Origin of the sequence: Variovorax sp. RTB1, from assembly GCF_035018765.1 — a bacterium.
In the GTDB taxonomy this organism is placed as follows: domain Bacteria; phylum Pseudomonadota; class Gammaproteobacteria; order Burkholderiales; family Burkholderiaceae_C; genus Variovorax.
The window spans coordinates 47,223-67,334 of record NZ_JASJXG010000001.1 but is presented as its reverse complement, the minus strand read 5'-3'; the positions used below and the strand labels follow the sequence as shown (position 1 = coordinate 67,334).

The 20,112-nt window shown below is 64.2% G+C and carries 21 protein-coding genes; 9 read left to right on the top strand and 12 right to left on the bottom strand.

Annotated elements, in window-relative coordinates:
- Positions 1-2: 2 nt before the first annotated feature.
- The 6 genes from QN397_RS00310 to QN397_RS00285 form a co-directional block, all read right to left on the bottom strand.
- The gene (locus QN397_RS00310) at positions 3-575 is read right to left on the bottom strand and encodes an alpha/beta hydrolase (protein WP_323499726.1); all 573 of its coding nucleotides are present in this window, start codon (positions 573-575) and stop codon (positions 3-5) included.
- Positions 565-1,479, bottom strand: coding sequence for a ParA family protein (locus QN397_RS00305; protein WP_323499725.1), 915 nt, complete (start codon positions 1,477-1,479; stop codon positions 565-567). Before QN397_RS00305 ends, QN397_RS00310 begins: the two co-directional genes overlap by 11 nt.
- Before the next feature lie 16 nt (positions 1,480-1,495).
- Positions 1,496-2,110, bottom strand: a complete 615-nt coding sequence (locus tag QN397_RS00300) for a LysE family transporter (RefSeq protein ID WP_323499724.1) — start codon at positions 2,108-2,110, stop codon at positions 1,496-1,498.
- Between the two features lie 265 nt (positions 2,111-2,375).
- On the bottom strand, positions 2,376-3,029 hold the full coding sequence (rsmG, locus tag QN397_RS00295; RefSeq protein WP_323499723.1) for a 16S rRNA (guanine(527)-N(7))-methyltransferase RsmG: 654 nt from the start codon (positions 3,027-3,029) through the stop codon (positions 2,376-2,378).
- Positions 3,026-4,990, bottom strand: a complete 1,965-nt coding sequence (gene mnmG / locus QN397_RS00290) for a tRNA uridine-5-carboxymethylaminomethyl(34) synthesis enzyme MnmG (RefSeq protein WP_323499722.1) — start codon at positions 4,988-4,990, stop codon at positions 3,026-3,028. Before mnmG ends, rsmG begins: the two co-directional genes overlap by 4 nt.
- Positions 4,991-5,382: 392 nt before the next feature.
- Positions 5,383-5,568, bottom strand: a complete 186-nt coding sequence (locus tag QN397_RS00285) for a DUF1328 family protein (RefSeq protein ID WP_187053783.1) — start codon at positions 5,566-5,568, stop codon at positions 5,383-5,385.
- Positions 5,569-5,772: 204 nt separating this feature from the next.
- Here QN397_RS00285 and gstA point away from each other — a divergent pair, with 204 nt between their 5' ends.
- Entirely contained in the window at positions 5,773-6,381 is a 609-nt protein-coding gene (gene gstA, locus QN397_RS00280) for a glutathione transferase GstA (RefSeq protein WP_323499721.1), read from the top strand.
- Here gstA and QN397_RS00275 read toward each other — a convergent pair.
- Together QN397_RS00275 and QN397_RS00270 are read right to left on the bottom strand one after the other, a co-directional pair.
- Complete coding sequence (locus tag QN397_RS00275) at positions 6,345-6,548, bottom strand: hypothetical protein (protein WP_323499720.1); 204 nt, start codon at positions 6,546-6,548, stop codon at positions 6,345-6,347. The two genes, gstA and QN397_RS00275, sit on opposite strands and share 37 nt — an antisense overlap.
- On the bottom strand, positions 6,545-7,819 hold the full coding sequence (locus QN397_RS00270) for a YbfB/YjiJ family MFS transporter (protein WP_416352293.1): 1,275 nt from the start codon (positions 7,817-7,819) through the stop codon (positions 6,545-6,547). The genes QN397_RS00275 and QN397_RS00270 overlap by 4 nt, the downstream gene beginning before the upstream one ends.
- Positions 7,820-7,954: 135 nt before the next feature.
- Between QN397_RS00270 and QN397_RS00265 the strand changes: the two genes are divergently transcribed.
- Positions 7,955-9,058, top strand: coding sequence for an alkene reductase (locus QN397_RS00265; RefSeq protein WP_187053780.1), 1,104 nt, complete (start codon positions 7,955-7,957; stop codon positions 9,056-9,058).
- A 51-nt stretch (positions 9,059-9,109) separates the two neighbouring features.
- On the opposite strand, the gene QN397_RS00260 is transcribed toward QN397_RS00265, so the two are convergent.
- Both QN397_RS00260 and QN397_RS00255 read right to left on the bottom strand, forming a co-directional pair.
- Positions 9,110-10,456: a sensor histidine kinase gene (locus tag QN397_RS00260; RefSeq protein ID WP_323499719.1), complete on the bottom strand. Its 1,347-nt coding sequence runs from the start codon at positions 10,454-10,456 to the stop codon at positions 9,110-9,112.
- The gene (locus tag QN397_RS00255) at positions 10,453-11,142 is read right to left on the bottom strand and encodes a response regulator transcription factor (protein ID WP_323496804.1); all 690 of its coding nucleotides are present in this window, start codon (positions 11,140-11,142) and stop codon (positions 10,453-10,455) included. The genes QN397_RS00260 and QN397_RS00255 overlap by 4 nt, the downstream gene beginning before the upstream one ends.
- 160 nt (positions 11,143-11,302) lie before the next feature.
- Between QN397_RS00255 and QN397_RS00250 the strand changes: the two genes are divergently transcribed.
- The 4 genes from QN397_RS00250 to QN397_RS00235 are packed head-to-tail and all read left to right on the top strand — an operon-like array spanning position 11,303 to position 14,920.
- Complete coding sequence (locus tag QN397_RS00250; protein WP_416352292.1) at positions 11,303-12,151, top strand: alpha/beta hydrolase; 849 nt, start codon at positions 11,303-11,305, stop codon at positions 12,149-12,151.
- A gap of 37 nt (positions 12,152-12,188) precedes the next feature.
- A complete protein-coding gene (locus QN397_RS00245; protein ID WP_323499718.1) occupies positions 12,189-12,530 on the top strand; it encodes a phosphopantetheine-binding protein in 342 nt (113 codons plus the stop codon).
- Positions 12,527-13,768 carry a beta-ketoacyl-[acyl-carrier-protein] synthase family protein gene (locus QN397_RS00240; protein ID WP_323499717.1) on the top strand — a complete coding sequence of 414 codons (1,242 nt, stop codon included), beginning with the start codon at positions 12,527-12,529 and terminating at the stop codon, positions 13,766-13,768. Before QN397_RS00245 ends, QN397_RS00240 begins: the two co-directional genes overlap by 4 nt.
- A gap of 12 nt (positions 13,769-13,780) precedes the next feature.
- Entirely contained in the window at positions 13,781-14,920 is a 1,140-nt protein-coding gene (locus tag QN397_RS00235; RefSeq protein ID WP_323499716.1) for a sterol desaturase family protein, read from the top strand.
- Between the two features lie 23 nt (positions 14,921-14,943).
- Here QN397_RS00235 and QN397_RS00230 read toward each other — a convergent pair whose 3' ends face one another.
- Positions 14,944-15,993, bottom strand: a complete 1,050-nt coding sequence (locus tag QN397_RS00230) for an aldo/keto reductase (protein WP_323499715.1) — start codon at positions 15,991-15,993, stop codon at positions 14,944-14,946.
- A 74-nt stretch (positions 15,994-16,067) separates the two neighbouring features.
- Here QN397_RS00230 and QN397_RS00225 point away from each other — a divergent pair, with 74 nt between their 5' ends.
- Positions 16,068-16,922, top strand: a complete 855-nt coding sequence (locus QN397_RS00225; protein WP_187053774.1) for a PA4780 family RIO1-like protein kinase — start codon at positions 16,068-16,070, stop codon at positions 16,920-16,922.
- A gap of 14 nt (positions 16,923-16,936) precedes the next feature.
- Here the strand turns inward: QN397_RS00225 and QN397_RS00220 are convergent, their stop codons facing one another.
- Positions 16,937-19,213, bottom strand: a complete 2,277-nt coding sequence (locus QN397_RS00220; protein WP_323499714.1) for a heavy metal translocating P-type ATPase — start codon at positions 19,211-19,213, stop codon at positions 16,937-16,939.
- 141 nt (positions 19,214-19,354) lie between these two features.
- Here QN397_RS00220 and QN397_RS00215 point away from each other — a divergent pair, with 141 nt between their 5' ends.
- Positions 19,355-19,549: a heavy-metal-associated domain-containing protein gene (locus QN397_RS00215; protein ID WP_187053772.1), complete on the top strand. Its 195-nt coding sequence runs from the start codon at positions 19,355-19,357 to the stop codon at positions 19,547-19,549.
- Entirely contained in the window at positions 19,550-19,972 is a 423-nt protein-coding gene (cueR, locus tag QN397_RS00210) for a Cu(I)-responsive transcriptional regulator (RefSeq protein WP_323499713.1), read from the top strand.
- Positions 19,973-20,112 lie beyond the last annotated feature (140 nt).

The following is a 20,112-nucleotide window of genomic DNA, read 5'->3' as shown; positions in this document are numbered from 1 at the left end:
CGCTATTCTTCTTTCGAAATTTCGTTAAGCAGGGCGCGCCCTTGGGTCCAATCACCCAATCCAGATTCGCTGTTGAGATGTCCGCCTTTACCGGCGATGCCAGCGTCCACTGAATCGACAAAGCGGACTCCCCAGTCGGCGGCCATGTCTCGTGAGCGGTCGATGGCGCAATACGGATCGTTGTCGGCAGCGATCATCAGAGCCTTGAAAGGCAAGGTCTGCCGAACGATCGGCGCCCAGCCAGGGATCATTTGCCTCAGGTCATCGCGCTCGACGTCGCCCGGCGCAACGAGCAGTGCCGCACGCACCTTCTGTGTGTTGCGTGAGTGCGCTGCCCAGGCGGCGACGAGGATGCAGCCGAGGCTGTGTGCAACGAGGATCACCCGGCTTGGCGCGGCCAGCACTTCTTCTTCGAGGCGCGCGGACCAGTCGCCGCGGCGCGGATGCATCCACTCGTGTTGCTCGACCCGACGATCGCCGTAGAGCGTTTCCCAGCGGCTTTGCCAATGACCAGAGTCGCTGTTCTGCCAACCCGGCAGCAGCAGGACCGTACCGTCCGCAGGACTAGCCGCCATTGTGGTTCTGCACTTCTGGTTGCACGCCGGAGGCCTTATCTGCCACACCTGCGGCGCTGGCTGTACTCACGCCAACGACCGGCCCGTCATCGGGGGGTGCCGACGGAGATTGCAGTGCGCTGGCCGGCGGCATCTTTTCCACCAGCTCTTTAGCGAAGGCGACGAAGGCCACGCTGCCCTTGGCTGACGGGTCGAACACCACGCCAGGCAACCCATAGCTCGGCGCCTCGGCGAGGCGCACGTTGCGCGGGATCACCGTGTCGAAAACCTTGTCGCCGAAGTGCGCCTTCAGTTGATCACTCACCTGCTGCTGCAGCGTGATGCGCGGATCGAACATCACTCGCAGCAAGCCGATGATCTGCAAGTTCTTGTTGAGGTTGGCGTGTACCTGCTTGATGGTGTTGACCAAGTCGGTCAGACCTTCGAGCGCGAAGTACTCACATTGCATCGGCACGATGACGCCGTGGGCCGCACACAGGCCGTTGAGCGTGAGCAGGCTGAGGGAGGGAGGGCAATCGATCAGGATGAAGTCGTACTCGGCGCCGACGGAAGCCAGCGCGGTACGCAGGCGCTTTTCCCTGCGGTCGAGCGCGACCATCTCCACCTCTGCGCCGGCCAGTTCGCGATTGGCGCCCAGGATGTCATATCCGCAACCCGCCGCCTCCAGCTTTTCGGCTTTGACGCGAGCTTCGGCCACAGTCGCCGACTCAAGCAGTACGTCGTACACCGACAGTTCGAGCTGCCGCTTGTCGATGCCGGACCCCATGGTCGCGTTGCCCTGGGGATCGAGGTCGATCATGAGCACGCGCTGACCGACTTTGGCCAGGCCTGCCGCCAAGTTGACGGTGGTGGTCGTCTTGCCGACGCCGCCCTTTTGATTGGCAATGCAGAAAATTTTAGCCATGTGCTTGTTCGGTCGGCTAGCGGGACAGCGCCAGCTTGACGCCGAAGCCGATCAGAAAAGCGCCCGCCACTTTTTGAAGCGTCGACGACACGCGCGGATTGGCACGGAGCCTTTCGGCAAGAAAGTAAGTCAACAAGGTGGCGGCGAGTCCATAAGCGAGCGTCAACGTGGCGATCGTCGCAGCCATCACGCCGAAGGTCGTGAGCCCCTGGTGCTGCGTCGGATCGACAAACAGCGGGAAGAAGGCCATGTAGAAGACGATGGCTTTGGGGTTCAACAGCGTGATCGCCATCGCCTGTCGAAAAAAGTGCCGCGGTCGGATGTTGAGAATCGGTGCGGCGCCGGGCTTGGCAAGCAACATCCTTAAGCCGAGCCACGCGAGATAAGCAGCGCCCAGCCATTGGACTGCATGAAAGGCCATCGGATATGCGGAGAGCAAAGCGGCGACACCAGCGACAGCGGCCCACATCAATACCTGGTCGCCAGCGATCACACCCAGCGTGGCAGCCAAGCCACCTCGAATTCCGCCCTTGCCCGTCGACGTGATCAATGCCAGATTGCCCGGGCCGGGGATCAGCAAAAACAGAATGATGGCGGCGACAAACGCACCGTAGTCAGCGATGCCGAACATGGAATTGGGGGCTGTAGGAAAACCCCGAGTGTACGCATGGCGTCGGCATTCCCCAATGGCGGGCTGCCGGCCCGCCGCCAGCGCTCCGGCGCAAAACTTCGCTCAGCTGACGACGCGTTCGCCCGCTTCCGACATATCGCACGCGACGCCGACCAGTTACAGCGTGTGCTTCCGGGCCTCGGGTATGTGGTGGAAAAGCAGGTGATCGACACGGACGCGCCCTTCTGTCTTGGACGTCACGGTAAACGCCGCGATCAAGATTTGTCTAGTCCTTCTGAAGCCAGACGATGCAACGCTCGGCGTCCAGGCCGGGAACAACCAGTTGTTCCACGTGAAACACCTCCGTCCCGACAGGCAGATTTTTAATCTCTTCGTCCGGCGTTCGACCCTTCATCGCAAGCCATATCCCATCGGGCCGCAGGGCGTTTGCTGAGCCACCGACAAAGTCTCCAAGTGAGGCAAATGCGCGTGAACTGACGACTTCGTAAGGATCTGTCATGGCCTCGATGCGGGCATGCAGACCTGTGAGATTGGGCAACTTGAGTTCAGCCGCAACTTGCTGAACGAATGCGATCTTCTTGGCAACGGCATCGAGACAAGTCACATCGACATTCGGACAAAGGATCGCGATAACCGCACCTGGCAGGCCGGCGCCCGATCCCACATCCAGAAGACGGACCTTCTCCCACCCTCTTTTTCTCAACTCGCGACGAAGGGCGGGAACGACAGCCATGCTGTCAAGCAAGTGGTGCGTCAAAATGCCGCCCGGGTCGCGCACCGCCGTCAGGTTGTAGACCTTGCTCCACTTCATCAGGAGCGCGCCGTAGTTTTCCAACTGCGCCGATTGGGCGTCCGTCAGTTCAACATTCAATGCCTCCGCGCCGCTTCGCAGCGCAGACTCCGAGAGCACAGCGGTCATTCGGCAGCGTGCGGCTCTGGCAGCCTGACCCCAAGCCCCGACGCATCCGCTGCAAAGGCGCGATGTCCGCCCTTACGCAGATGCACCAGCAGCAACGAAATCGCTGCCGGGGTCACGCCTGAAATGCGCGAGGCCAGCCCCAGAGTCTCCGGCCGATGCTTCGTCAATTTCTGCCGAACCTCAAAGCTCAGCGCCGGCACTTGGGTGTAATCGAACGCGTCCGGCAACTTCAGATTCTCGAAGTGGGACGCGCGCTCGACCTCATCGTGCTGACGTTCGATGTAGCCCGAGTATTTAGCGGAGATTTCAATCTGCTCTATTTCGGTCTCACCCAGAGGCAAATCCGCAATGTACTTGCCACCATCGAGCGACATCAATGAGGCATAGCTGACATCCGGACGTCGAAGCAAATCAGCCAAGTTGTATTCATGATCGATTGCCTTGCCGAGGACGCGCTGCGACTCGGCCGACGGAAGATTTCGCGGATTGATCCAGATCGATTTCAACCGTTCTGTTTCACGTGAAACAACATCACGTTTTCGGCTGAACGCATCCCACCGCGCATCGTCGACCAACCCGAGCTTGCGACCAGCCTCCGTCAGACGCATGTCGGCGTTGTCCTCGCGAAGTTGGAGCCTGAACTCCGCTCGGCTGGTGAACATACGGTAGGGCTCGGTCACGCCCTTTGTGATCAAGTCGTCTACAAGCACGCCAAGGTAGGCCTCGTCACGACGCGGCAGCCAGGCGTCGTCGCCCCGGCATTGCAGCGCGGCATTCACGCCCGCAAAAAGACCCTGCGCGGCCGCCTCTTCGTACCCCGTAGTGCCGTTAATTTGCCCCGCAAAGAACAACCCCCGCACCGCCCGTGTCTCAAAATTGCTTTTGAGCTCACGTGGATCGAAGTAGTCATATTCGATGGCGTAGCCAGGTCGAAGAATGTGCGCGTTTTCCAAGCCGACCATCGAGCGCACCAGCTGATACTGGATGTCGAAAGGCAAGCTCGTCGAGATTCCATTCGGGTAGTACTCGTTCGTCGTCAGACCTTCGGGCTCCAGAAAGATCTGGTGGCTTTCCTTGTCTGCAAAGCGATTGATCTTGTCTTCGACGCTCGGGCAATAACGCGGACCTATGCCGTCGATCTTGCCGGTGAACATTGGACTGCGATCGAATCCGGATCGGATGATGTCGTGGGTGCGCGCGTTGGTGTGCGTGATCCAGCAGGCCATTTGCGCCGGATGCATTTCGGCGCTCCCCATAAAACTGAACACCGGTATTGGACCAGTGCCGCCTTCCATGCCATCGCCGGGCTGCGCGGTGCATTTCGAAAAATCAATCGTTCGACCGTCGAGTCGAGGCGGCGTGCCGGTCTTCAAGCGGCCCTGCGGTAGCTTGAGCTCCTTCAGACGCGCCGACAGGCTGATCGCGGGCGGGTCACCGGCGCGTCCAGCCTGGTAGTTGTCGAGGCCGACATGAATGCGCCCGTCGAGAAAGGTTCCGGCTGTCAGCACCACCGCCCGTGCGCGGAAGCCAATGCCCACTTGCGTGACAGCGCCCACCACGCGGTCACCTTCGATGATCAGGTCTTCGACGGCCTGTTGAAAAAGCCAGAGGTTGGGTTGGTTTTCGAGCCGATGCCGAATCGCGGCTTTGTACAAAACCCGATCGGCCTGCGCACGCGTAGCTCGCACGGCGGGGCCCTTGCTGGAATTAAGAATACGAAATTGAATGCCTGATTCGTCGGTCGCCAGCGCCATCGCACCGCCCAGCGCATCGACCTCTTTAACCAGGTGGCCCTTGCCAATCCCGCCGATCGACGGGTTGCAACTCATCTGGCCCAAGGTTTCGATGTTGTGCGACAGGAGCAACGTGCGCGCGCCCATGCGCGCCGACGCCAGCGCGGCTTCAGTGCCGGCGTGACCGCCACCGACGACGATCACATCGAATTCTTCGGGGTACAGCATGAATGGGGCGCGACTTTGACGCGCTGCAGCAAAGTGGGGCGTCGATTTTAATCGCCGCCTCGGACATTCGCACCATCCTTTGCCTATAGGCCTCTCGAATCAAGGCATCGCAAAAGCCTGATGCCATCTGCATCTAACGCTATCCTATTGGTAGCACGGGCAGCTCGGTCTGCGACCGCAGCGGCATGGGCCCGCTGCACCGTCTCCTCGTAGCAGATCTTCAACGGGCCGGGCCCAGCGTCGGAACGGATAAAACGATGCGGCGCCCCTCTTTGCGGCACGCTGCATCTGCGCCTGAGGCTCGATGACCAGATGCTCGCCGCTGACAGCCTGCGTGCCCCGGCGCGCAGCCTCTCCGTTCAGCAACAGGTGGGAGGGTGCACGAATGAAAACTAGTCGAGCGCTTTTCGGACAGCGCCCACACCCAGTGCGGCAAGCACCAGGAACACAACCGCGAGGATCAGGAACAAGCCGAACAGCACCTTTGCAATGCCGGCCGCGCCAGCAGCTACACCACCGAAGCCGAGAGCACCCGCGATAAGCGAAATCACGGCAAAAACAATCGCGTACTTCAACATGGAAACTCCTTTGCAGCAGGCCACCGCCCGCAGGGAAACAAAGATTAAATGTTGGCGCGAGCGGCAGCGAATAGTCGGCGCACGCGAGGGACCGTAGGACAAAAACGCGGGCACCCACTAGATCCTCCGCACCCGCACCGGAAGTCCGAGGACGCGCTAGCATCCGCCGTCTTGTCGACACAAATGAAAGCAACGGAGCCTTCCATGAAGCTGTATTTCTCTCCCGGCGCCTGCTCGCTGTCGCCGCACATCGCCCTGCATGAAGCCGGCCTCGCGTTCGAGCCCGTGCTCGCCAGCACCAAAAGCCACAAGCTGCAAGACGGCACCGACTACTACGGCATCAATCCGCTCGGCTACGTGCCTATGCTCGAACTCGACGATGGCACGCGTCTGCGCGAGGGCCCGGCCATCCTGCAATACATCGCCGACTTGGTGCCGCTGAAAAACCTTGCGCCCGCTGCGGGCACGATGCAGCGCTACCGCCTGCAAGAGTGGTTGAACTTCATCGGCACGGAGATGCACAAGGGCTTCAGCCCGCTCTTCAATCCGGCCACGCCGGACGAGTACAAAGCCGTGGTCAAGGCACGGCTCGCGTCGCGCTACACATGGCTGGAGAGCGAGCTCGCAGGCAAGGAGTACCTGATGGGTGAGCACTTCAACGTGGCCGACGGCTACCTGTTCACCATCACCAACTGGGCCAAGCCGCTGGGCATCGACCTGTCCCCGTACCCGACGGTCATGGCTTGGCATGCGCGCGTCGGTGCGCGGCCGGCTGTTCAGGAAGCCTTGAAGGCTGAAGCCGCGCTGAAGTAGCGCAATGACTGGAGCGCGTCCGGCGCGTCTCGCATGCGCTGCACTGTCTGCCTGCCATCAGGCGCAAGTGCATCGTCGAATGCATCGGCGATCGACGTAAAACGGTGCTCGCCGAGACGCAGGAGATATCGCAACTTGCGCGCTGCCGTGCCATTGACCGTGGTCATGTCGGCATTGCCAAAGGCTTCTGCCTCGACGCCAACGCAGCGCCGATCCACAAGGTGATCGCCGACACCACGAGCCCGCGCGCCAGGCCACCCGAACCATCGGAAATCCAGCCGGCCACCGTCGGTCCGACGATCTGCCCCAGCGCGAAAGCGATCGTGAATGCGCTGATGCCGGTGGCCCACTGCGCTTGCGGCAGGTTGTGCCGGACCAATGCCGTGGTCGATGCCACCACAGACAGAAACACCGCGCCGAAAAGCACACCGGACGCCAACGCCACAGGCCACGACGTGCTCAGCACCGGCAGCAAGGTCGCTATGCCCAGCAAGGTGTTCAGCAATGCCTGCGGTCGACCATCCCGATAGCGATCGAGCAGGCCAGCCCAGAGACGCGACGACGTGACGCAGGCCACGCCGAGCAACGAATAAAACAACGTGACGCCGCCGGCATTGGCGCCCTGCTCGCGCAGCAGCGCGATGACGAAGGTCATGTAGCCGATGTAGCCTGCGCCGAAGAAGGTGTAGCCACCGAGTGCCCAGCCGAAGCGGCGCACCGGCACGGGCCGCGGACCGGCTCGCACATCCGCCGTGTTCGCGGGCACGGTCGTTCGGCGTGCTGTATTGCGGTCCAGCGCACGCACCGTCACAGCCAACACCATCGTCGCCACGGCACTCACCGCCGCCAGCATCCACCACGCCCAAGCCCAACCGTGCGGCACGCCCGCCGCCGCATGCAGCACCGGCGGCACCAGCAACGCCGACAGCAAGATGCCGAAGCCAGTCCCGCCGTAATAGATGCCCAGCAACAAACCTGCGCGCGTCGGGTGCTCGGCACCGAGCCGCGCAGCCAGCAGCCCACCCGCCACGAAGACCCATGCGCTGGCCACGCCGGCGAGCCAGCGTTGCAACAACAGGGCAGGCGCCGCTTCGACGAAGCCGCTCGCGGCCATGAAGATGCTCGCCAGCACAGCGCCCCACACCAGCAAGCGCGTGGGGTCGACGCGCCGCATCAAGGCCGGCATCACCAGCGCGCCCATCAGGTAGCCGAAGGCATTGGCGGTGTTCATGCCGCCGGCCAGTGCATAGCTCCAACCCAGATCGGCGCGCATCGGTGGCAACAGCAGGCCGTATGCGAAGCGCGTGATGCCGAGCGACACCGCTGCACCCATCGACAACGCAAGGGCCATTCGAAGCGGGCTACGAACAGAGCGCGACGCCGCCGATGACAGCGCGGCCAGGGCTGGCGTGTCGGGTGGCTTGGACGAAAAAGTCATGGGCTCGTGGCGGTCGGCGGATCATTTTGCGACACCCGACCGACACCGCACGACAACCCTGTCACAGCACGTTTGCGCGCGCGGCGCTAACCTTGCTGCCCTCTTCCCCTTTTGTCCAACTTAGACCTGATCCCGATGCACACACTTTTCGACCCCGTACAAGCCGGCGACCTGCACCTCGCCAACCGCATCGTGATGGCGCCGCTGACGCGCAATCGCTCGCCCAACGCCGTTCCGCCCGACATCGCCTCGACCTATTACGCGCAGCGTGCCAGCGCCGGACTGCTCATCACCGAAGCAACCGCGATCAGCCAGCAGGGCCAGGGCTACTCCGACGTACCGGGCCTCTACGGCACCGAGCAGCTCGACGCATGGAAGAAGGTGACCGACGCTGTGCATGCCGACGGCGGCAAGATCGTAGTGCAACTCTGGCACGTGGGCCGCGTGTCGCACATCGACTTGCAACCCGAAGGCGGCAAACCCGTCGCACCTTCGGCCATCACCGCCAAGACCAAGACCGTGCTCATCAAGGACGGCGTCGCAGGCTTCGTCGACACCTCGGAACCCCGCGCGCTCGACGCTGGAGAGATCCCCGGCATCGTTCACTCGTTTGCCACTGCAGCACGCAACGCAGTTGAAACGGCCGGCTTCGACGGTGTCGAAATTCACGGCGCCAACGGCTACCTGCTCGACCAGTTTCTGAAGACCAACAGCAACCAGCGCACCGACGACTACGGCGGCAGCATCGAGAACCGCGCCCGCTTCACGCTCGAAGTCACGCGCGCCGTAGTCGATGCCGTCGGCGGCGGCAAGACCGGCATCCGCCTTTCGCCGGTGACGCCAGCCAACGGCGTCGAAGACGCCGATCCACAACCGCTCTTCACCTACGTCGTGAAGCACCTGGCGACGCTCGGCCTGGCCTACATCCACATCATCGAAGGCGCCACCGGTGGCCCGCGTGAACTGGACGACAGGCCGTTCGACTACGAAGCGCTCAAGGCCGCTTACCGCCAGGCCGGCGGCAAGGGTGCTTGGATGGTGAACAACGGCTACGACAAGCCGATGGCCGAGATCGCGGTCAAGGAAGGCGACGATCTCGTGGCCTTCGGAAGACCCTTCATCGCCAACCCCGACCTGGTACGCCGCATCCGCGAAAGCGCGCCATGGAACGAGCTCGACAAGGCCACGTTGTACGGCGGCGGCACCAAGGGCTACACCGACTATCCGGCGCTCGCATAACGCCCGGCAGCCTGGGCGAAGCCGAACTCGCGCCTTGAAAGTGGGCGCGTCTCAGGCGCCAGCGAACGCGACGTTGACGCGCAAGCCACCGGTGGCCGCGTCGTTTTCCAGCGTGAGCTCGGCGCCGAGCAGCTTGGCGTAGCGCGCCACGATCGACAGTCCGAGTCCGGCACCCTGGCCCAGCTTCTGCCCCGCCGCACCTTGCGACCCGCGCTGCACCAGTTCACGTTGCGCATCAGCCGGGATTCCGGCGCCATCGTCCACCACACTGAGCGTGCTGCCTGAGAGTTCGATCGTGATCGTGCGCCCGCCATAGCGCATCGCGTTGTCGATGAGGTTGTCCAGGATGCCTTCGATCAATGCGGCATTGGCATCCACCGTGACAGGCTTCTCAAGCCCGATCGCACCGAGATCGACGCCCCTCGCATCGGCGCGCGTCAGGTGCCGCATGACGGCTTCTTCAGCGAGGCGATCGAGCCGAACCGGCTCTCGTTGCAATCCGGCGTGCGCCTCATCGGCCAATGCGAGGCCGAGCAGCTGATCGACGAGGCGGCTCGCGCGTGCCTGGCTCGCCGCAATGCGTTCCAGTTGCTCACGCCACACCACGGGGTTTGGCTGAGCGAGTCCGTACTCGGCCAGCGCACGAATGCCGGCCAGCGGCGTACGCAACTCGTGCGCCACGTTGCCGGCAAATTCCCGCTGCGCGCGGACGCTTGAACCGAGCCGTTCGAACAGCGAGTTGACGGTATTGCCGAGCCTTTGCAACTCGCGCGACGTCTGCGCCACCGGCACCGGCGCGAGGTCGCGCGCATCGCGGCGGTCGAGTGCGCGTTGCAGCTCGCCCAACGGCCGCAGGTCGTTTCGGATACGCCGCCAGATCCACAGCGCCAACAACGCGAGCAGGATGAGTTGCGGTGTGAGCGCATAGCTGAGCAGGCGCGCAACCAGCGTGGCACGGGCGCGCGTGGTCTGCGCGATGATCACTTGATAGGCATTGGGCGAGTCATGCCTGAGCACCACGGCACGCAACGCATTGCCCTGAAAAACGATGTCCGAAAAGCGCAGCTGCGCGTTTTCGCCAGGCGCCGGCGCTTCCAGCCCGGCGTTGCCTGCCAGCAGCGAACCATCGGGCCGCAGCACCGCGAAGTACACGGTTTCGACCTGATCGAAAAGCACCGTGGTCACTTCGCGCGGCGACAGCAAAAGCTCGATGCCGCCATCGCTCACCTGCACGTTGGTCGACACCGAATACGCATCGTCGAGCATCGCGTGATCGAAGGCCTGCTCGGTCAATACGTTGGCGATGAAGATCGCCACCGCCGTGCCGATGAGCCATGTCAGGCCCAAGGGCAGCAGCACGCTGCGCAGCACACGCTGCGTCAGCGAGGGCGCGTTCACTGCTCGGCTTCCAGCAGGTAACCGATGCCTCGCAACGTACGGATGCTCGCACCGCTGCCCAGCAGCTTCTTGCGCAGGCGCGAGATGAAGGCTTCGAGCGCGTTGTCGCCGAGCGCCTCATCGAAGGTCGAGAGCTTGTCCGACAAGGAGCGCTTGCTTACCGCATGACCCGGCGGGCTCATGAGTTCCCACAGCACCTCGAACTCGCGCGCCGGCAAGTCGAGCGGCGTGCTGCCCATCGCAAAGCGCCGTGCCTTGCGATCGAGCTTGAGCTGGCCGAGCGTGACCATGTCTTCGGTACCCTTGGCGCGTCGCACCAAGGCCCGCAAGCGCGCTTCGACTTCGGCCAGATCGAAGGGCTTGCCGAGGTAGTCGTCGGCGCCTGCATCGAGACCGGCGATGCGCTCTTCGGTGCGGTCGCGTGCGGTGAGTACCAGCACCGGCGTGCGGTCACCACGAGCCCGCGCATGGCGCAACGCGGTGAGGCCGCTGCCAGTCGCACTGCCCATCGCACCGGTCACCGGCAAGTTGAGATCGAGCAGCACCGCATCGAACGGCTGCACCCGCCACAGGTGATCGGCGTCATCGACATTCGATGCGACATCGACGCGATGCCCCGCATCCGCGAGGCTGCGCAGCATCACTTCGCGCAGTACGGCGTCGTCTTCGACAAGGAGTATTCGCATCGGTTTTAGCTGGAGAAAACGGTGGTCTAAAGTACGTGTTTATACGCAATCAGAGGGTCAGCGGCACGTCAGCCGCTCGGCGCGATAAACGGGGCATGAGCATACGACAGCAGGTGATTTTCAGGGAGTGGGTTATCAGCAAAAGGCCAGGGGTCCACCGTTGAGCGCGCGGCCCGCATTTGTCATTGGACACGACCACGGCTTAGATCATTCAACGGCCAGTCGCACAGCGGTCGTGCTACTGCACGGCTTGTGCAGTACGCCCGATGAATTGCAGGGCGTGCAAAGCGCGCTGCGCAGCGTGGGTTACTCGGTGCACCCGATGTCGATCGATGGCTACTCTTTCAATCCAAGCGTCGAGAAGCAGCAAGCAGCTCCGTTCGAGCAGTGGATAGATTCGATCGAACGTCGCATCGACGCACTGCGCGCATCGCACGAGCGCGTGATGCTGGTCGGTATTTCAGCCGGCGCATCGCTCGCGCTGGCCGCAGCCATCCGCTGCGAGCGCCGCGTCGATGCACTGCTGCTGATGTCGACCACTTTGCGCTTCGACGGTTGGGCCGTTCCGCGCTGGCAGTTCTTGCTGCCGTTGGCGCTGTACACACCGCTCGGCCGTTTCTGGAAATACCGTGAGCGCGCGCCTTATGGCGTCAAGAACGAGCGCGTGCGCGCATGGATCGAGCGCGAACTGCGCACGCGTCGCATTTCCAGTGCAGGTTCTTCGGTGATCGGAATCGCACACATGCGCGAACACCATCGCCTGATGCGCCACGTGCGCAGCCAGCTTGGCCGCGTGGTCTGCGATCACGTGCTCGCGCTGCACGCGCGGCAAGACGAAGTGGCCAGCGTGAGCAACCTCGATCTGCTTGCGCGCGGACTGCGCTCGGCTTCTTTTCGTGCCGTGGTGCTGGGTGACAGCTATCACATGATCACCATCGACAACGACCGCCATCAAGTGGTCCGGCACGCCCTCGAGTTCGCTTCGACCATCGCGCACAGTGCTGGCTGACGCACGGACTCTCACCATCGGCACACAGGAGATCCACATGACCGCAACGACAACCTCGACGACGTCCGCGACATCGCCCACATTCAACACCATCGCCGGCATTTTGCGGAGCGACTTCAAGGTCGAGGCTGCAGCCGTTCAACCGACGACGACGTTGACCGACCTCGGCCTCGACTCGCTGGCGTTGATGGAGTTCGTCTTCGCTGTCGAAGATGCGTTTCACCTGCGCATTCCGGAAGAGCGCCTCGACCCCCGCGAGGCCGGCATCACGTTGCAACGGCTGTGCGAAGTCATCGACGATCTGCCCGCGCCCGCAGCGCCCGCCGTGGCATCGCTTGCGAACGCGCAGAAGCCGGTGCTGAGCTCGGTACGCGCATGAGCAAGGGCCAGGGCGCACGCATCGGCGTGAGCGGCATCGGCCTCGTCACGCCGCTCGGCCATACGTTGGCGCAATTCGACGACGCGCTGTTCGCGGGTCGCTCTGCGGTACGCGCGCTCACGCTTGAAATCGAAGGGCTCGACGCGATGCAGCTCGCCGTCGCATCGTGCGACTTCGACGACTCCGAACGCAGCACATCGCGTTTGCCGCTCGACCGCGGCACGGCCATGGCCATCGCTGCGGCACGCGATGCATTCATCATGGCGGGCCTGGCCGAAACGCCACCCGACGGCGAACGCCTCGGCGTGTATTGGGGCAGCGGCATGGCCGGCTCGGCGAGCTTCGACGAAACGGCGATCGCGCTGTATCGCCACAAGCGACGCATCCGCCCGACCGCCGTGCTGACCACGATGCCAAACGCCGCCGCGGCCGAGCTCGGCCTGCTGTTCGGTGCGCGTGGTGCAGCGTTGAGCTATGCATGCGCATGCGCCTCATCGGCTGTCGCTATCGGCGAAGCGATGCGCGCGATAAGAGGCGGCTGGATCGATATCGCGATCGTCGGCGGCCACGAGGCCATGCTCACGTCCGGCACGATGGCTGGGTGGCATTCGATGCGCGTCACCGCGCAGCCACCGGCGGACGACCCTTCGACTGCATGCCGTCCGTTCTCGGCCGACCGCGTCGGCTTCGCACTCGGCGAAGGCGCTGCTGCGCTGGTGATCGAATCGGAAGCGCACGCCTTGGCGCGCGGCATGAAGCCCACGACCTTCCTGAGCGGCTACGCCACCAATTGCGACAGCGTGCACATGACCAACCCCGATGCGGGCGGCCAAGTGCGTGCCATGCGCGCCGCGTTGCGCGATGCCGGCCTCGATGCAGCCGACATCGGCTACATCAACGCGCATGGCACCGCCACCGGCGCCGGCGATGCGGCAGAGGCAATCTCGGTGAACGAGGTGTTCGGCGATGCCGTGCCGGTCAGCGCGACCAAGGCGATTCACGGCCATCTGCTGGGCGGTGGCGGTGCCGTCGAGCTGGTTGCCACGCTGCGCGCACTGGAGCGTCGCAGCGTGCCGCCGACGGCCAATCTGCAGACGCCCGACGCGGCGTTCGCGCTCGACTTCGTGCGCGGCACCGCGCGCGCGGCACCGCGGCTGCGGCACGCCATTTCGAACTCGTTCGCGTTCGGCGGTACCAACGCCGTACTGGTCGCGAGTCGCGCCAGTCTCACCGACTGAGCGAAGCATCTCGTGCATCGTCTGGTGGTGCTGGTGGTGCCGGTATTCGCGTTGCTCATGGCGCTCGAGTTCGCCTGGGGTTGGCGTAAGCGGCGCAACACCTGGCGGCTCAACGACGGCATCAGCAGCCTGAGCCAGGGCCTGTTGAGCCAGGCCGTTGCGGTCTGTACGCAGCTTTTTCAGATCGGCCTCTATGCGATGGTGTTTCCGCTGGCGACGCGATGGATCCATCCGCCCGGCGAAACTTTCTGGGACAGCGCCATCGGCTGGGTCCTGGCCGTGGTGCTGTTCGACTTTTGCGACTATTGGCTGCACCGTGCGGGGCACGAGTCGGCCGTGTTCTGGGCCGCGCACTCGGTGCATCACCAGAGCCAGGACTTCAACCTGTCGACCGCGTTGCGGCAAGAGAGCACGGTCGCGTTATTGGGCTGGCCGTTCTACCTGCCGATGGCCTTGCTCGGCGTGCCACCCGAGCAGTTCGGCGTGGCGGGGCTCATCGTGCTGGTCTACCAGTTCTGGATTCATACCGAGCACATCGGCAAGCTCGGCTGGTTCGATCGCGTGTTCTCGTCGCCGTCGAATCATCGCGTGCACCATGCCGTCAACGACGAATACATCGACCGCAACTACGGCGGCATGCTGGTCCTGTGGGACCGGATGTTCGGCACCTTCGCCGAGGAACGTGCGCCCTGCGTGTACGGCACGCGCAAGCCGCTGGACAGCTGGAGTCCGATGCGCGCGGTGTTGGGGCCGTATGTACCTTTGCTGCGCGATGCCTGGCATGCACGGCGCTGGCGCGACAAGCTGCGCGTGTGGTTCAAGGCGCCGGGGTGGCGACCGGCCGATGTGGCGACGCGCTTTCCCGCAGCACCGTTCGCGCTCGATGCGGTGCGTCGCTTCGATCCTTCGCTTTCGCGTGTTCAGCAGTGGACCGGCGCCGCGCACTTCATGCTGTGGGTCGCCGTGACGCTGGCCTTCCTGTGGCAGGCAGACGAGCTGTCGTTCGGTGTGGATGCCGCGCTCCTCGGCTGCGTGGCGGCGGGGCTGTGGGTGACCGGCGCAGTGCTTGGTGCAACCGTCGGTTTGCGACGGGCTTGGGCAGTGCAAACGGTGTTGCTGACCATATCGGTCGTGGTGCTGTCGGGAGCTTGACGCGAAGGGCGCCAACTCCACGCTTACCGTGGCGCAGCCCGCTCTCCCATCTGCCCGCGCCGCAACTCCCCCTGCCGCTCGAACATCCACCCCGGATATTCCGGCGCCAGTGCGCTGGCATCGCCGATCTTCTTCAGCTCGTCCTCGCTCAGCGACACCTTCGTTGCAGCCATGTTGTCGGTTAGCTGATCGGGTCGCTTGGCGCCGAGGATCACGCTGGTCACTTGCGGTTGATGCAGCAGCCACGACAGCGCGATCTGCGCCACCGACACACCTCTTGCTTCAGCGATCGGCCGCATCGCATCGACGCAATCCCAGGCACGCTCCTTGTTCACCGGCGGAAAGTCGAACTCGACGCGGCGGCTGCCGGCTTCGCCTTTTTGCTCTCGGCCGAACTTGCCGCTGAGCAGGCCGCCGGCCAGCGGGCTCCACACCATCAGGCCGACGCCTTCGCTCTTCAGCATCGGCACGATCTCGCGTTCGAGATCGCGGCCGGCGACTGTGTAGTACGCCTGCAGCGACTCGAAGCGCGCCAGCCCGAGCCGCTCGGAGATGCCGAGCGCCTTTACGATTTGCCACGCGGCCCAATTCGACACGCCGACATAGCGCACATGGCCGTGGCGCACCAGCTGGTCGAGCGCGCGCACCGTTTCCTCGATCGGCGTGGCCGGATCGAAGCCATGAATTTGATACAGGTCGATGTACTCGAGCTGCATCCGCTTCAGGCTCGCCTTGACGCCGTCCATGATGTGACCACGCGACGCACCACGCGCATTGGGGCCCTTGCCCACGTCGCTGAACACCTTGGTCGCGACCACGATGTTTTCGCGCGGGACCTTCAGGTTCTTCAGCGCCTGACCGGTAATCTGTTCCGACAGTCCGCCCGCGTACACGTCGGCCGTGTCGATGAAATTAATACCGCCGTCGATCGCCTGGCCGACCAGCCGCTCGGCATCGCTCTGCTGCAGGTCGCCGATCTTTCCCCAGATGCCGTCGCTGCCACCGAAGGTCATGGTGCCGAGGCAAAGTTCTGAAACGAAGAGGCCGGTTCGGCCCAGAGGGTTGTGTCGCATGAAAGGACTCCGTTGAAGGATTGAGAAGAAACCAGAAGGGAAACCGAGCTGGCGTACAGAGCAGAATACGCCGGATGAAAGCACCTCCCAGACTTCAGGTTTTGGTCGACGAAGGACTCATCGACACGGTCGTGCGCCAGTTGATGAGCGGCAAAGAGGCGATGGTCTACGTCGTACGCAGTGGCGACGAGACGCGCTGCGCGAAGATCTACAAGGAAGCGACGAACCGGAGCTTTCGCCAAGCCGTCGACTACACCGAGAACCGCAAGGTCAAGAACTCGCGGCAGGCCCGCGCCATGGCCAAGGGCACCAAGTTCGGCCGGCAAGCCACCGAAGCCGCCTGGCAAAGCGCCGAGGTCGACGCGCTCTACCGCCTGGCCGCGGCCGGCGTGCGCGTGCCCACGCCCTACAACTTCGCCGAAGGCGTGCTGCTGATGGAGTTGGTGACCGACGCCGACGGCGACGCCGCGCCGCGCCTCAACGACTGCGTGTTCACTGCTGACGAAGCGCGCGGACACCATGCGACGCTCGTGAAGGAAGTCGTGCGCATGCTGTGCGCCGGTGTCGTCCACGGCGACTTGTCGGAGTTCAACGTGCTGCTGGCAGCCGACGGTCCGGTCATCATCGACTTGCCGCAGGCGATCGACGCGGCCGGCAACAACCACGCCAACCGCATGCTGCTGCGCGACGTCGCCAATTTGCGCAATTTCTTCGGGCAGTTCGCGCCAGAGTTGCTGAAGACGAATTTCGGCGACGAGATCTGGTCGCTGTACGAAAGCGGCGCACTGCAGGTCGAGACGCCGTTGACCGGGCGTTTCGCGCGCCAGACCGGTCCGGTCGATGTCGGCAACGTGCTGCGGGAAGTCGACGACGCGAAGGCTGAAGAGGCAGCGCGCCGCGTGCGGATGCAGTTGCAGCCAGTGCGCTGAAACCGACCTGCGCGCTAGCGCTCGCTGCGACGACCTTCGCGCTTGAGCAACAGCGCATTCGCCATCACGCTGAGGCTCGAAGCCGCCATCGCCGCACCCGCCACCACCGGGCTCAGCAAGCCGAACGCGGCGAGCGGGATGCCGGCCACGTTGTAGGCGAAGGCCCAGAACAGGTTCTGCCGGATCTTGGCCACGGTGCGCGCCGACACGTCGAGCGCCTCGGCCACCAAGGCGAGATCACCGCGCATCAGCGTGATGCCGGCGGCTTCCATGGCGACGTCGGTGCCGCCGTCGGGGTTTGCCATCGCGATGCCGACATCCGCGGCGGCAAGCGCCGGCGCATCGTTGACGCCGTCGCCGACCATCGCGACGACATGGCCGCCTTGCTTCAGCGCGGTGACTTGCGCGGCCTTGTCGGCGGGCAATACGTCGGCGAAGACGTCATCGGCTGCGATGCCCAGCCGTGCTGCCATGGCATGCGCGGCCTGCGCGTTGTCACCCGAAATCATGACCACACGCAGGCCCCGCCCATGCAGGGTGGCGATGGCCTCGGCAGCATGCGGCTTGGGCTCGTCGGTGAAGGCCAGCAACGCGACGGCATGGGCCGCGTCGCTGGCATCGAAGCGCAGCAAAGCAGACACGGTGGCGCCGTGTGCGTGCAACCGCTCGAGCGCGGTCGCATCGACCGCCACACCGAGCTCCGCACACCAGCGCAGGCTGGCAAGGGCCCAACTCTGACCGGCGATGTCGCCGCGCACACCGCGACCTGGCAATGACCTGAGCCCGTCGAGCGCGTACGCCGTGATGCCGCGCCGCGAAACGGCATCGGTCACGGCGCGCGCAAGCGGATGCGCGTTGCCGCCTTGCAGTCCCCCAGCGAGGGCCAGCCATGTTGCTTCGTCTTGTGCAATGCCGTCTGCAGTGGATGCGCCCTTGTCCGCTTCGAGCGACACCAGCGCAGTCAGCGCGGGCCGCCCCAACGTCAACGTGCCGGTCTTGTCGAACGCCACCGTGTCGACACGGCGCGCCATCTCGAGCGCGCTCGCATCCTTCACCAGGATGCCCCGCTTCGCCGCCATGCCGGTGCCGGCCATCACCGCCACGGGCGTCGCCAGGCCAAGAGCGCACGGGCAGGCGATCACCAGCACCGCGACCGCATGGATCATCGCGATCTCCACGCCACTTCCATGCAGCATCCAGCCTGCGAGCGTTGCCAGCGCGATGAGCAACACCACCGGCACGAAGACCGCGGCGATCCGATCCACCAGTCGCTGAATCGGCGCCTTGGCCGCCTGCGCGTCTTCGACCAGCCGGATGATTCGCGCCAGCACGCTCTCGGCACCGACGGCGCGCACTTCGATCACCAGCCGACCATCGCCGTTGATCGAGCCGCCGGTCAGCGAATCTCCGGGCCGCTTGGGCACTGGCAGAGGCTCGCCGGTAAGCATCGCTTCGTCTACCTCCGACTCGCCTTCGAGCACGCGTGCATCGGCCGGAACGCGCTCACCGGAACGTACCGCAAGGCGATCGCCCTTCATGACCTCTGCGAGCGGTACGTCGCTCTCGACAATTCGGCCGCCGCGCGTACCGGGCTCGCCGAGCAGATGCGCTACCTCGGGCCGCAACTGCTGCAGCGCACGAATGGCAGACGTCGCCTGCCGCTTGGCGCGGGCCTCCAGCCACTTGCCGAGCAGCACCAGCGTGATGACCACGGCCGATGCCTCGAAGTACAGATGCGGCACGCCGCGCCACCACAACCACAGCGACAGCCCAAAGGCCGCGCTGGTGCCGAGTGCGACCAGCAAGTCCATGTTGCCGGAGCGCGCGAGCACCGCATGCCAACCTGCGCGATAGAAGCGAGCGCCCAGATAGAACTGCACCGGCGCAGCCAGCAACAGCTGCGCCCACGCCGGCAGCATGAGGTCGATGCCGAAAGGCATGAGCAGCATGGGTGCCAGCAACGGCGCCGACAGCAACATGCCCAGTGCGATCGGCGCGAAGCCTTGCCAGGGCGATGCCGCCGCCGCGTCGGACAGCGCAGCGGCCGCTTTCGCCGTGCGCGGCTCGTAGCCGGCCGAACGCACCGCCCGCCGCAACAAGGCATCGAGCTCTCCGACTCCCGAGGGCAACGACGAGGCGACCACCCTCGCCGACTCCGTCGCGAGATTGACGCTGGCACTGAGCACGCCGGGCACCCGATCGAGCGCTTTCTCGACGCGCGAGACGCATGACGCGCAGCTCATGCCGCCGATGGCGATGTCGAAGGTTTGCGAGGGAGCCGGGGTAGCCATCGAAGAATTCATGGATGGAGACTAAAGCCTCACACGATGGCAAGGTCAAGTTGCAATTGAGACCCTGCGCTGGACATTGACATCGTGAGAAGGTTCAAACTCGGCGCTCTGTTTAATCCTCGAATCCAAAGGAACATCAAGATGAGCCAGAAATTCAACGTCACCGGCATGAGCTGCGGCCACTGCGTGAGCACGGTGCAAAACGCGGTGCAGGCCGTCGATCCTGAAGCGCAAGTGACCGTCGACCTCGAGACCGGCCATGTCGACGTGCTGAGCCTGCAGCCGCGCCAGGACATCGTTGCCGCCATCGAGAACGCCGGCTACCGGGTGCAATAGGTGCGCCACGTCGACAGCAGCCCGGTCCATGTCGCGATAGGCGAAGCATCGCGGCGCTCCGGCGTGTCGGCACGCATGGTGCGGCACTACGAAGGCCTCGGATTGCTGCCTTCAGTCGCACGCACCGACAGCGGCTACCGACAATACAGCGAGGCCGATGTGCACAGCTTGCGCTTCATCAAGCGGGCGCGTGATCTCGGTTTTTCGATGGACGAGATCGGCGAGCTGGTCGGTCTGTGGCACAACCGCCGTCGGGCCAGTGCCAGTGTCAAGCGCATCGCACAGCAGCACCTGAACGAACTCGAACAGCGCATCGTCGACATGCAGGCCATGCACAGCACGCTGGCGCACCTAGTGCATTGCTGCCATGGCGATGCGCGGCCCGATTGCCCGATCCTTGAAGACCTTGCTGGGTCGGCCTGAACACTTCCGGACTGGAGACGAGCGCCTGGTGCAGCTACCGATTGGTCGCTTTGCATGCGAACGCTGCGTCTTCCGGTGCCGATCGCATCGATTTCTGCCGATGGCACCCCGACCCAGTGAGCGCAGGCCGCGAAGGCGCG

What these genes read in the sequence shown, in the direction of transcription:
- QN397_RS00310 (WP_323499726.1), bottom strand. Translation starts at nt 575, where the DNA reads ATGGCGGCTAGTCCTGCGGACGGTACGGTCCTGCTGCTGCCGGGTTGG.
- QN397_RS00305 (WP_323499725.1), bottom strand. Translation starts at nt 1,479, where the DNA reads ATGGCTAAAATTTTCTGCATTGCCAATCAAAAGGGCGGCGTCGGCAAG.
- QN397_RS00300 (WP_323499724.1), bottom strand. Translation starts at nt 2,110, where the DNA reads ATGTTCGGCATCGCTGACTACGGTGCGTTTGTCGCCGCCATCATTCTG.
- rsmG (WP_323499723.1), bottom strand. Translation starts at nt 3,029, where the DNA reads ATGACCGCTGTGCTCTCGGAGTCTGCGCTGCGAAGCGGCGCGGAGGCA.
- mnmG (WP_323499722.1), bottom strand. Translation starts at nt 4,990, where the DNA reads ATGCTGTACCCCGAAGAATTCGATGTGATCGTCGTCGGTGGCGGTCAC.
- QN397_RS00285 (WP_187053783.1), bottom strand. Translation starts at nt 5,568, where the DNA reads ATGTTGAAGTACGCGATTGTTTTTGCCGTGATTTCGCTTATCGCGGGT.
- gstA (WP_323499721.1), top strand. Translation starts at nt 5,773, where the DNA reads ATGAAGCTGTATTTCTCTCCCGGCGCCTGCTCGCTGTCGCCGCACATC.
- QN397_RS00275 (WP_323499720.1), bottom strand. Translation starts at nt 6,548, where the DNA reads ATGACCACGGTCAATGGCACGGCAGCGCGCAAGTTGCGATATCTCCTG.
- QN397_RS00270 (WP_416352293.1), bottom strand. Translation starts at nt 7,819, where the DNA reads ATGACTTTTTCGTCCAAGCCACCCGACACGCCAGCCCTGGCCGCGCTG.
- QN397_RS00265 (WP_187053780.1), top strand. Translation starts at nt 7,955, where the DNA reads ATGCACACACTTTTCGACCCCGTACAAGCCGGCGACCTGCACCTCGCC.
- QN397_RS00255 (WP_323496804.1), bottom strand. Translation starts at nt 11,142, where the DNA reads ATGCGAATACTCCTTGTCGAAGACGACGCCGTACTGCGCGAAGTGATG.
- QN397_RS00245 (WP_323499718.1), top strand. Translation starts at nt 12,189, where the DNA reads ATGACCGCAACGACAACCTCGACGACGTCCGCGACATCGCCCACATTC.
- QN397_RS00240 (WP_323499717.1), top strand. Translation starts at nt 12,527, where the DNA reads ATGAGCAAGGGCCAGGGCGCACGCATCGGCGTGAGCGGCATCGGCCTC.
- QN397_RS00230 (WP_323499715.1), bottom strand. Translation starts at nt 15,993, where the DNA reads ATGCGACACAACCCTCTGGGCCGAACCGGCCTCTTCGTTTCAGAACTT.
- QN397_RS00225 (WP_187053774.1), top strand. Translation starts at nt 16,068, where the DNA reads ATGAAAGCACCTCCCAGACTTCAGGTTTTGGTCGACGAAGGACTCATC.
- QN397_RS00220 (WP_323499714.1), bottom strand. Translation starts at nt 19,213, where the DNA reads ATGGCTACCCCGGCTCCCTCGCAAACCTTCGACATCGCCATCGGCGGC.
- QN397_RS00215 (WP_187053772.1), top strand. Translation starts at nt 19,355, where the DNA reads ATGAGCCAGAAATTCAACGTCACCGGCATGAGCTGCGGCCACTGCGTG.